Source organism: Myroides odoratus (genome assembly GCF_001549985.1).
Taxonomy (GTDB): domain Bacteria; phylum Bacteroidota; class Bacteroidia; order Flavobacteriales; family Flavobacteriaceae; genus Flavobacterium; species Flavobacterium odoratum_A.
On record NZ_LROZ01000008.1, the window covers coordinates 118229 to 130049 of the forward strand.

The 11821-nt window shown below is 34.3% G+C and carries 11 protein-coding genes and 1 tRNA gene; 5 read left to right on the forward strand and 7 right to left on the reverse strand.

All coding sequences use genetic code 11. The features are described from left to right. Positions 1-96: 96 nt before the first annotated feature. The 4 genes from AWV75_RS10475 (at position 97) to aspS (ending at position 4896) form a co-directional block, all read left to right on the forward strand. Entirely contained in the window at positions 97-753 is a 657-nt protein-coding gene (locus AWV75_RS10475) for a metal-dependent transcriptional regulator (protein ID WP_060874314.1), read from the forward strand. A 56-nt stretch (positions 754-809) separates the two neighbouring features. Further along, the gene (locus AWV75_RS10480) at positions 810-1874 is read left to right on the forward strand and encodes an NADH:flavin oxidoreductase/NADH oxidase (RefSeq protein ID WP_060874315.1); all 1065 of its coding nucleotides are present in this window, start codon (positions 810-812) and stop codon (positions 1872-1874) included. A gap of 22 nt (positions 1875-1896) precedes the next feature. Next, positions 1897-3069, forward strand: coding sequence for an MFS transporter (locus AWV75_RS10485; RefSeq protein ID WP_060874316.1), 1173 nt, complete (start codon positions 1897-1899; stop codon positions 3067-3069). Positions 3070-3144: 75 nt separating this feature from the next. Then, positions 3145-4896 (forward strand): aspartate--tRNA ligase, encoded by a 1752-nt coding sequence (gene aspS / locus AWV75_RS10490; protein WP_060874317.1) that lies wholly within the window; start codon positions 3145-3147, stop codon positions 4894-4896. 36 nt (positions 4897-4932) lie between these two features. Here aspS and AWV75_RS10495 read toward each other — a convergent pair whose 3' ends face one another. The 4 genes from AWV75_RS10495 to AWV75_RS10510 all read right to left on the reverse strand — a co-directional run bounded on the left by AWV75_RS10495 (position 4933) and on the right by AWV75_RS10510 (position 7724). Continuing rightward, positions 4933-5433 (reverse strand): GNAT family N-acetyltransferase, encoded by a 501-nt coding sequence (locus AWV75_RS10495; RefSeq protein WP_060874318.1) that lies wholly within the window; start codon positions 5431-5433, stop codon positions 4933-4935. Between the two features lie 18 nt (positions 5434-5451). Then, positions 5452-6018 (reverse strand): aminoacyl-tRNA hydrolase, encoded by a 567-nt coding sequence (gene pth, locus AWV75_RS10500; RefSeq protein WP_060874319.1) that lies wholly within the window; start codon positions 6016-6018, stop codon positions 5452-5454. 129 nt (positions 6019-6147) lie between these two features. Then, positions 6148-6756 carry a 50S ribosomal protein L25/general stress protein Ctc gene (locus AWV75_RS10505; RefSeq protein WP_060874320.1) on the reverse strand — a complete coding sequence of 203 codons (609 nt, stop codon included), beginning with the start codon at positions 6754-6756 and terminating at the stop codon, positions 6148-6150. Positions 6757-6782: 26 nt separating this feature from the next. Then, positions 6783-7724 (reverse strand): ribose-phosphate pyrophosphokinase, encoded by a 942-nt coding sequence (locus tag AWV75_RS10510; RefSeq protein WP_060874321.1) that lies wholly within the window; start codon positions 7722-7724, stop codon positions 6783-6785. A 159-nt stretch (positions 7725-7883) separates the two neighbouring features. Here AWV75_RS10510 and AWV75_RS10515 point away from each other — a divergent pair. Next, positions 7884-7963: transfer RNA gene (locus tag AWV75_RS10515), tRNA-Leu, on the forward strand. Positions 7964-8114: 151 nt separating this feature from the next. Here the strand turns inward: AWV75_RS10515 and AWV75_RS10520 are convergent. The 3 genes from AWV75_RS10520 to AWV75_RS10530 all read right to left on the reverse strand — a co-directional run bounded on the left by AWV75_RS10520 (position 8115) and on the right by AWV75_RS10530 (position 11818). Then, positions 8115-9131, reverse strand: a complete 1017-nt coding sequence (locus AWV75_RS10520; protein WP_060874322.1) for an endonuclease NucS domain-containing protein — start codon at positions 9129-9131, stop codon at positions 8115-8117. Positions 9132-9203: 72 nt separating this feature from the next. Next, positions 9204-11099, reverse strand: coding sequence for an Eco57I restriction-modification methylase domain-containing protein (locus AWV75_RS10525; RefSeq protein ID WP_060874323.1), 1896 nt, complete (start codon positions 11097-11099; stop codon positions 9204-9206). Between the two features lie 2 nt (positions 11100-11101). Beyond that, positions 11102-11818 carry a hypothetical protein gene (locus AWV75_RS10530; protein ID WP_060874324.1) on the reverse strand — a complete coding sequence of 239 codons (717 nt, stop codon included), beginning with the start codon at positions 11816-11818 and terminating at the stop codon, positions 11102-11104. Positions 11819-11821: the final 3 nt, after the last annotated feature.

The following is an 11821-nucleotide window of genomic DNA, read 5'->3' on the forward strand; positions in this document are numbered from 1 at the left end:
ATATTTACTATTGGTTTAAATTAAAATTTAGGCAAAGCTAAAAATATTATTTAAATAAAAAAAGATGTAAATTTGTATTTTATAAAAAATCACTCCATGCTTACTTATTCAGAAGAAAACTATTTGAAAACTATTTTCCACTTATCACAAGGTGAAGAGGACGGAATTTCTACTAATGCGATTGCAGCACGAATAGAGACGAAAGCTTCTTCGGTAACGGATATGATTAAGAAATTAAATGAGAAGAAATTAGTTACGTATCAAAAGTATCAAGGAGTACGTTTAACAGCAGAAGGTCTTTTAGCTGCAAAAATGATTGTTCGCAAACATCGTTTATGGGAAGTTTTTTTAGTAGATAAATTGGGATTTAGTTGGGATGAAGTTCATGACGTAGCTGAAGAGCTAGAACATATTAAATCTGAAAAGCTAATTAATAAATTAGAAGCTTATTTAGGTTATCCTACAGAAGACCCTCACGGAGACCCTATTCCCAATGCAAAAGGAGAGATTAAACAGATTAAAAAGAAATTATTAGCTGAAACAAAAATTCAACAAGCCGTTATTTGTGTAGGAGTTAAGGATTCCTCAGCTGAATTTTTACAATATTTAGATAAGCAAAAAATCGCTTTAGGCAGTGAAATTGTCATTTTAGAGATTGAACCTTTTGATCAATCGTTTTTAATTGAGATCAATGGTACTAAAATAACGATTACCAAAAAGATTGCTAACAATCTTTTTGTTCAACTGAAATAATAGCAAGGCTTACTCACCAGTAAGCTTTTTTTATTAAGCCACTCAAAACTAGCAATATGAGCCAATTATTTAGCCCACTTCGATTGAAAAATCATACCTTAAAAAACAGAATTATTGTTTCACCTATGTGTCAATATACCGCTACGGATGGTTTTGCCACAGATTGGCATCTCGTTCACCTAGGTCAATTTGCCACTGGACAAGCTGCTGCTATCATTCAAGAAGCAACCGCAGTTGTTCCTGAAGGGCGAATCACGTATGGGGATTTAGGTATTTGGTCAGATGAACATATCGCTAAATTACAACAGATTACACAATTCATTCGAGAACAAAACTGTATTCCGGGTATTCAGTTAGCGCATGCAGGACGCAAAGCTAGTTGTGAAAAACCGTGGATTAGCAGAGATCAAATCGCGCCAGACCATCAAAATGGGTGGCAAACAGTTGGCGCCTCAACGATTCCCTTTCACACCAAAGATCATCCACCAGTTGCCTTAACAAAAGAGGAAATTCAACAAACAGTAGAAGCCTTTAAACAAGCCGCTCTACGCGCGATACAAGCTGGTTATGAAATTATTGAGCTACACGGAGCGCATGGCTACCTCATTCATCAATTCTTTTCCCCCTTAATCAACAATAGAACGGATGAATACGGTGGAAGTTTTGAGCATAGAATTCGATTTCTACTAGAAATTGTTGACGCCATTCAACCACTGTTAACAACGCAAAGTTTATGGGTTAGAATATCAGCAACCGATTGGGCAGAGGGCGGTTGGACTATTGAAGAAAGCGTGGAGCTCGCTAAAATATTACAAGAAAAAGGGGTTGAAGTGATTGATGTAAGCACAGGTGGTGGAGTAAGAGAACAAAAAATCACAACGGGACCAAATTATCAAGTGCCTTTTGCCGCACAAATTAAAAACAATACAACTTTGGTTGTGGGAGCTGTTGGAGAAATCAAAACGGGGCCACAAGCTGAAGCTATTTTACAACAAAACGAAGCGGATTTGATTTTTATCGCCCGCGAATTTTTAAGAGATCCTCATTTTGTTATGACCGCATCACGTCAACTCCAAGTCGAGATTCCGTGGGCTCCCCAATATGAGAGAGGAAAAGAATAATTAAATTTTAGAACTATATTCAATGAATAAAAGCTTATTAGCCCTAGCTGTTGGTGGATTAGCCATCGGTATGACCGAATTTTCGATGATGGGTCTTTTACCTGAAATCGCTAAGGACTTACAGATATCCATTCCAAAAGCAGGAAATTTTATATCAACCTATGCCCTTGGTGTGGTCGTTGGTGCACCTTTATTGGTCATGTCATCCAACAAATTTGCTCCACACAAAGTATTAATGGCTCTCATGCTATTATTTTCCGTTTTTCATGTGCTCTTTGTACTATCTCCTTCCTATCCTACCCTTATTGCAACCCGCTTTATGTCGGGCTTACCACATGGTGCCTTTTTTGGTGTAGGATCTGTAGTAGCTACTCAATTGGCTCAAAAAGGAAAGGAAGCACAAGCTGTTTCCATTATGTTTGCTGGATTAACAACAGCCAACCTAGCAGGAGTTCCCTTAAGTACCTGGATTGGTCAACATTATTCATGGCGTGAAGCCTATGCGTTAATTGCTTCTTTAGGCGTAATAACTACACTAGCCATTTACTTTTGGATTCCAAAACTACAAGCCGATACTACCACAAATACCAAAAAGCAAATGGCCTTTTTCAAAACCCCTCTTGCTTGGATTTTAGTAGCGCTAATTTCCATTGGAACGGGTGGTTTATTCGCGTGGATCAGCTACATCGCTCCAATGATGACTAATATTGCCTTAATCCCTGATGTGAATATTCCCATTATTATGACCTTGGTTGGGTTGGGGATGTTTCTCGGTAATTTTGTTGGAGGAAAGATTGCAGATACCTTTTCTCCTGCCAAAGCCGTTATTTTTTCATTCTCCTTAATGGCCGTATGTTTAGTTGTGGTTTATTATACCGTTCATATTCAATGGATGGCATATGCCATGTCATTAGTAACTGGGTTAGTTGCCTTTACCATAGGATCTCCGCTACAAATGTTATTGATCAAAAATGCGAAAGGATCAGAAATGTTAGCGGCATCTGCTGGACAGGCCTGCTTTAACATCGGTAATGCGCTTGGCGCTTTTCTAGGGGGTATTCCTATTACGATGGGGTTTGGTTATAATTCACCCGAATGGGTAGGCGCCGGAATGGCCTTATGTGGCGCCATGTTAGCCTATCTATTTATTCAATATAAAAAAAGAGAAGAATCTTTGCCACAAGAAATTCAGTAGTTTACACTACATTCTTAAAGCAAAAGACCTCCGATTCACAATAAGTTTATAAATTTGCAGAAATAATTTTTTACCATGTATAGAACTCATACTTGTGGAGCATTAAGTGCTTCTGATATAAATACAACAGTTACCCTTTCAGGTTGGGTGAGTAAACACCGTGATAAAGGTTTTATGATTTGGGTTGATTTACGCGATCGTTATGGTATTACACAATTGATCTTTGATGCGGAGAGAACAGACAAAACTGTTTTTGAAACAGCTAAAAACTTAGGTCGTGAGTATGTAATTCAAGTAACGGGAACTGTAATTGAACGCACATCAAAAAATCCGAATATGCCAACTGGGGATATTGAGATTTTAGTAGAGTCACTAACAATTTTAAACGAATCAAGTGTTCCACCTTTCACTATTGAAGATGAAACAGATGGTGGAGAAGATATTCGAATGAAATATCGCTACTTGGATATTCGTAGAAATCCAGTAAAAAACAGTTTACTTTTCAGACATAAAGTAGCACAGGAAGTGAGAAATTACCTTTCTGCTCAAGACTTCTGTGAAGTAGAAACTCCTTATTTAATTAGCTCTACACCTGAAGGAGCTCGCGACTTTATCGTACCTTCTCGTATGAATCCAGGTCAATTCTACGCATTACCCCAATCACCACAAACGTTTAAACAATTGTTGATGGTAGGTGGTATGGATCGTTACTTCCAAATCGTAAGATGTTTCCGCGATGAGGATTTACGTGCAGATAGACAACCTGAATTTACGCAAATTGACTGTGAGATGGCTTTCGTAGATCAAGAAGATGTCATGGACACTTTTGAAGGAATGACCAAACATTTGTTGAAATCGATTCACGGCGTTGAAATTGACGAATTTCCAAGAATGACATATGAAGAAGCGATGCGTACGTATGGTAATGATAAACCAGATATTCGTTTCGGAATGAAATTCGGCGAATTAAATGCAGTAGCTCAACACAAAGACTTTGGTGTTTTCAACAGCGCTGAATTAGTAGTTGGTATTGCCGTTCCTGGTGGAGCAGCTTATACAAGAAAAGAAATTGACGCTTTAATTGACTGGGTAAAACGCCCTCAAGTTGGAGCCTCAGGTATGGTATATTGTAAATGTGAAGCTGATGGTTCATTCAAATCTTCTGTAGATAAATTCTATGACCAAGAAGATTTAAAACAATGGGCAGCTGTTACAGGTGCACAAGCAGGAGATATTATTTTGGTTCTTTCGGGTCCTGCAAATAAAACAAGAGCGCAATTAAGTGCACTTCGCATGGAGTTAGGAAATCGTTTAGGTTTGAGAAAATCTGACGAATTTGCTCCATTATGGGTAATTGATTTCCCATTATTTGAGTGGGATGAAGAATCAGGACGTTATTTTGCCATGCACCACCCATTTACATCACCGAAGAAAGAAGATATCGCTTTATTAGATACGGATCCAGGTAAAGTACGTGCAAATGCTTACGATATGGTGTTAAATGGAAATGAAATTGGTGGAGGTTCTATTCGTATTCACGATAAACCAACGCAAGAATTGATGTTTAAACACTTAGGTTTCTCTAAAGAAGAAGCAGAAAAACAATTTGGTTTCTTACTAAATGCATTCCAATACGGGGCACCACCGCACGGAGGATTGGCTTTCGGATTAGACCGTTTAGTTGCTATTTTAGGAGGACAAGAAACGATTCGAGATTTCATTGCTTTCCCTAAAAACAACTCTGGAAGAGACGTGATGATTGACGCACCAAGTGCTATCCGCCCTGAACAATTAGAAGAATTACACATCGCTATCAAAGCGGAATAATAACAAAAAAACGGGAACTTTAAAGTTCCCGTTTTTTTATTGCTTTATTTGATATAGAACGGCTTCTTCACCCTCTAGTACTATATCTTGCTCATAAGTAAGCCCAAGTTTCTCTAAAACGCATATAGAAGCGATATTGGCTTTCATCGCTCGACCAATAATACAAGCTAATCCCAATTGATCAAATCCTATTCTCAAACAAGCTTCAGCACTTTCTGTTGCATATCCTTTTCCCCATTCTTCTTCAAAAAAGCGAAAACCGATATCTGTTTGCTGGGTATCCCCATCATACTTTAAACCACACCAACCGATAAATTGTCCAGAATCCTTTAAGATAACCGCCCATCGTCCATATCCATTAAGCTTATAATCATTGTAATTTTCTAAAAATTCTTTGGCTTCTTCTACGGTTGCAAAAGCTGTATTACCTGTATAGCGAATTACATTGGGATTTGCATTTAATGCATAGAATGACTGTGCATCTGTTGGTTGCAATTCTCGAAGTAACAATCTCGGTGTTTCAGCGATTAATTTCATCTGGGTTCCTGAAAAAGGCTATTTGCCGTTATAGGTATTCATTGCATTATTCAATCCGCCTAAAGCAAACTCCTGAATGGCCTTAGAAGACGTTTCTAAGCGTTCTACAAGCTTTTGTTTCTCCTCTTCATCCCATTCACCCAAAACATAATCCACTTGCTGTCCTTTCTTAAATTCATCGCTAATTCCAAATCGAAAACGAGGGTAATTGGTATTATTCAATACCGCCTGAATATTCTTCAATCCATTGTGTCCTCCATCAGATCCTTTAGCCTTAATGCGAAGAGCACCAAAAGGAATATTCAAATCATCCGTAACGACTAAGATATTTTCCAATGGAATATTTTCTTTTTGCATCCAATACTGAACAGCCTTACCGCTTAAATTCATATATGTATTGGGTTTAAGCAAAAGTAACGTTCTTCCTTTTACCTTAACTTCTGCAAGACTTCCCAATTTTACGGTTTGCCAATCTCCGCCCAAATCACGAGCTACTTGATCAACAATTTTAAATCCAATATTATGACGCGTATGAATATATTCAGCACCTATATTTCCCAATCCTACAATTAAAAACTTCTTCATGGTATGATGTTACTAATTTTCAAGGTACAAAAATAACGCAAACGCAAGACATTCCATAAGTTATTTGACCAAATAAAAAAAGCGCCTGTAAAAATACAGGCGCTTTCAAACAATATATATTGACTATAATTATTTTTTCTTTGAAGGAGCTTTTGCTGCTTTCGCTGCTTCTTGAGCTGCTTTCATCGCTGCACGAGAAATTCTCACTTGACAAACTACTGTGTTGTCTGGGTGTAATAATTTGTAGTTATCAGTTGTAATATCTGTAACATATAATTTATTACCCATTTCTAAGTTAGAAATATTTACTTCTACGAAGTCAGGTAAGTTAGCTGGTAAAGCTCTTACTTTTAATTTACGGTTGTTGATGTTTAAAACACCTCCAGCCATAACTCCTTTTGAGTTACCTGCGATTTTGATAGGCACTTCTAAAGTGATTTCTTTATCGTCGAATAATTGGTAGAAATCGATGTGTAAGATTTTGTCAGATACCGGGTGGAACTGAATATCTTGTAAAATTGCATTGATTTTTTTACCACCTTCTAATTCAATCACAACAGTGTGTACATTAGGAGTGTAAACTAAACTTTTAAATGCTTTCTCTTCTGCTGTGAAGTGGATTGCTGATTGTTCTCCTCCGTATACTACGCAAGGAACCATTCCAGCATTACGTAAGGCTTTAGTAGACACTTTACCTACGCTTTCTCTTTCTGATCCTTTAATTGTAATTGATTTCATTACTTTAAATATTTAGTATTAATAATTTACATGACGAATGTTTTGCTAATCGATAGATTCGACTGCACATTGTGCATTGTTTCTGCAAACAAAGGCGCACAACTTAACACTTTAATTTTATTACATGGCTTCTTCAATGGAATTGAATCGGTAACGATTAATTCAGTTAGTGAAGACTCCTCAATTTTTTCATAAGCGCTTCCTGATAAGATTGCATGTGTACAAATTGCACGTACACTCAAAGCACCTCTTTCTAACATCATATCAGCCGCTTTCGCTAACGTACCTCCAGTATCAATCATATCATCAACCAAGATTACGTTACGACCTGTAACATCTCCAATCAACTCCATCTTTTCAATGATGTTCGCTTGTTTTCTTTGTTTATAGCAGATCACTACATCTGAATCTAAAAACTTAGAATACGCATAGGCGCGTTTTGAACCACCCATATCTGGCGAAGCAATAGTTAAATTTTCAATATTTAAACTCTTCACGTATGGTAAAAATATCGTTGAAGCGTATAAATGATCTACTGGTTTTTCAAAGAATCCTTGGATTTGATCTGCGTGTAAATCCATAGTCATGATTCTCGTTGCTCCAGCTGATTCTAATAACTTAGCGACTAATTTAGCCCCAATCGGAACCCTTGGTTTATCTTTTCTATCCTGTCTAGCCCATCCAAAATAAGGGATTACCGCCGTAATATGTCTTGCTGATGCTCTTTTAGCAGCATCACACATTAACAATAATTCCATTAGGTTATCTGATGAAGGGAATGTAGAACAAACAAGGAAAACTCGTCTTCCTCGAATTGATTCTTCAAAAGAGGGTTGAAACTCTCCATCACTGTAATGTGATAACGTAGCTTTACCCAATTCTACACCATATTCCTTTGCGATCTTCTCTGCTAACTCAACGCTTTGTGAGCAAGCAAAAATTTTTGCTTCTGATTCAGGATTTAACATTTTTTCTAATTAGTTGTTATGTTGTTAGTTAGTGCTTCCTTATAGTAATTCAGCGATGCAAATTTATAAAATATTAATTGACTAGAACGATTTTTTTGCTTTTTTTCTTTGATAGCTTATTTTTTTCTGTAAATTTGCACTCACAATTCAACACCAAATGCCCGGATGGCGGAATTGGTAGACGCGCACGACTCAAACTCGTGTTCCTAGGAGTGTGGGTTCGATTCCCACTCCGGGTACTAAAACCCTAACTATCAAATAGTTAGGGTTTTTTATTTGTATTTTAGCCAACCATTAGCCGACATTTTGGATTTGACATTAAAACATAATGGTAACCTTTAATAACCAATAGAAGATACACTCCTTAAAGCAATAAACTCAACGTGTAGTTTAAATGTTACCTTCTTCGATATTATAACCCTCATTTCTAGCTAATTCAATCATTGCACCGATATTAGCCAATCCCCACTCAGTAGATACCGCAAATTGCACCTCATCAACAGTCACCAAAATATCTTCATTATCTAAAAAATGTCTTTTTTTCTTTCCATTTTGATAATTTTGCTTTATATCATCTAATTTTTCAATCACTCCAATAGAAGATCCTTGTAGTCTATTAGGAAATTTTTGCTTTAACTCATCATATGTTAAATGTTGATTGTTTTTGGTATAAACGCAAACAATCTCATACACTAATCGACCTTTACCCAAACTCTTTCCATTAAACAAATATTTCGTTCTATCTCTCTTTGATTGTATTGCACTTTGTCTTTCCGCCGATTTCCCTTTGATTCTAATCAAATAACTTTCTGCCTCTGGTAAAGGAATAATCTGATCTACATCAACCAAAATTTGACCATTAAAATCATAAGGTGTTATTTTAACGCACTTTATATCAACCCCTTTATCAAGTAACCACATTACCGATGTTGTTAATTCTTTTGAAAAATCGGCAGAAGCTAAAACTATCTTTACATCAGAAGCAAAATCTTCTTCTAATTCTGAATTCCAATCTAGAAAACTCATTAATTTATCCTTTGCATCCTCATTAATTTGTCTATTTATCAAATATCTTTGATAAATAGAAATACACTCCTCAAAACTCATAGTTGAAATCATTGAAGCGTAACGAATCGCTTGAAGCTCCATATGATCTCCAGTTTCTGTTCTTTTTAACTCAATAACAACTAAATTCGCATCCTTATCAATACCTAGAAGGTCAATTCTTTTTCTACTTCCTCCCCAATCAGCAAACTCTTCAGATATTATCAAAGTATCTTCAGATATAATTTCGATCTTATCTCTTATGAGTTTTTGTAAATGTTCCCTTTCTAATAATCCATTTATTTGAAAACTTGACTGTGGAACCTCTAAAATAGTTTCTTTTGTAATATTGTAAATCGCCATAAAATATTAATTATATGCTTTTAACAAATCTGCTGTGCCAATAAAAGTTATTTATAAACTGACAATATCAAATTATAATTCAATATCGTATTTCTTTCTCAAAAAAGTTTCAATACTAGCCTTCTTTGTTAATTTCATAAATTTTCTTCTTTCACTTTCAGTAAAATCTGGAATACTAAAGTTCTTAATATAATTTTTAGCCAAAGCATAATAATCATTAGCATATGGCTTGCTTGTATATCTAATGTAATACCAAAAGACATCAGTTAATAAGATTTTTTGAATAAACCTTAAATCCTCTTCAGAATCCGAAACAACAGCATATCCATTATAAAAAAGCAAATCTTCTTCATTGGTAAAAACAAAATAAGGTTGATCTGATATATATGGAAACAATAATTTTTTACCTATAATATTTAACGCTTGTGTTCTACCATAAGCATACCAAGTTTCATATTCTCTTTGTCCCTTATCTCTTTTTGCTAATTCATCTTTTTGTTGCAATAAATAATCATACGCATGAGGATAATTATTTTTAAAGACATCCTCATCTATAATTCTAATTGAACGATCAATTTTTGATTGAAAAATATCAGTATTGTTTTTTTCGGTTATTGTATATGGGAAAATTATTTTCTCTTCATATCTTTTTAAATCAGCTTCATCCTTTAAAATATTTGGTTTAATCGCATTTTGACAAATATTTTTTTCTACAGAATATTGTTTGTCATTTTTTTTAAAGTAATAAAACCTTTCATCTTCTTTGTATGGTGTAAATAGATAAATACTATTACGTAAAGTTGCAAAACCATTTTTTATATTAAATAAATCCCCTAATCTTTTTCCTGAGTTTTCTAACTTATACAAGTTCGTTTTAATATTGATATTCTCTAGTTGCCAACCATCAAAATCATTTAATCTATCATATTCAAAATCAATAAAATCACTATCAGACAGACTGTTAATTTTATTAGGAGATACATTAGTATAAAAAAGATTCCCTTGGCTCTTCTGTATGAGACAAATACAGGTATATGTTAATCGAGTTTTGAATACTTGTTTGTTACCAAAATCAATTAATTTAAAATAATAACCACATTCATTAAAAAATTTACGTAACGCCCTACCATTTAAACTCCTATAAAAATTATTAACTGTAATATAACCCAATATACCATCCTCTTTTAAAAAATTCAATCCTATTTGAAAGAAAGGGATATAAAGATCCAACTTACCTGTAGAAGAAACAGTCCACTTCTTCATAAGATTTTTAGTCTGCTTTTCTAAGTTAGAAGAACCAACATAGGGAGGATTTCCTATAATAGCGTCAAAACCACCATTATCATCCAAAACAGCAATTTGATTCCAATCAAACTCCAAAGCATCTCCTTTAAACAAATTAAAAAGAAACTCTTCCCTATCTTCACCGTTAATAATTGCGTGTAGAATCAATAATATTTTTGTTCTAACAACACTATAATCTTGAATATCTAATCCATATAAGTTCTCTCTATAAATATCATAAAACGACTTATTCAACCTAATACGATATTCATCTGCAATTGTTTTAAAGAACCCTCCACAACCACAAGCAATATCACCGAATTTTAAATTATAAAGTTCAATTTCCTGATTCTTAAATTCATCTAAAATATGTTTAACAAGATAATCTCTAATATATTTTGGGGTAAAAACAGCGCCATTAACTTCCTTGTCTTGTGGTGATATAACAAATTCAAAAAGCTCAAGTAATAATTCTATATCAAATTTATCATCAAAAAAAGACACAAATCTCTTCAGGCGCAAAACCTCAGCTTCATCATTGTTATTAATTATGAATTCCCTTAAAAAAACATTATTAACTTCATTTATTTCATTGATATATAAGAAAGAAGATACTAATAATTTGTTTATATCATTCTCTTTGTATGTGTATTCTCTAAGGTATCTCAGAATATTCTGATTCATATTTAGTTTATATAAAGTGGAAAAATTTTACTAACAGTAAAATCATTATGTGTGTTTGAAGTATCAAATGCTTTAAAATATGGCATCCATAATCTTTCTTGCGCCCTTTTTATAATAACTTGATAATCATAATCTTGCAATATACTGTTTACAAATTCGTAATCTTTTCTATTGTAGAAATTATTAATAATAAAATTAAAGCCTAAAAAAATATCCATTGGTGGATGCGGAAGTCTAGGGTTCGCGAGAATTCCTAAATCTCCTTTTTCACAGTCTCGAATAAAATCACCTCCAAATTGGAAATGATATGATGGATGTGTAAATTTTGGTACTCCATCACTTCCATCATCTGATTCAATATGTTTATCTAAGTGCCAACAACTTTTTAATGTTTCATATCTATCTGATATATGCCCCTCTATATTAATTTCAAACAAAAAATTAGAGATACAATCTACATTGGTTATCTTTTCTTCGAGTGTACAAAGAATATTATTAAAATACACATAATACTCTTCCATTTCAGGCTGGCTACCTGCAATAGTTTTATTAATCTTAAAAACGATATCAGTGAAAGAATATTCAAAATTATTTACAGAATAAAACTTTCCCACAAAATCATGAATAGTTTTTACATCACAAGGAATCTTATATTTTTCAATTAAATCAATCAAAAGTTGTAAATCGTTTTTTAACTCTCTTACATTCCAACAGTCCATAAT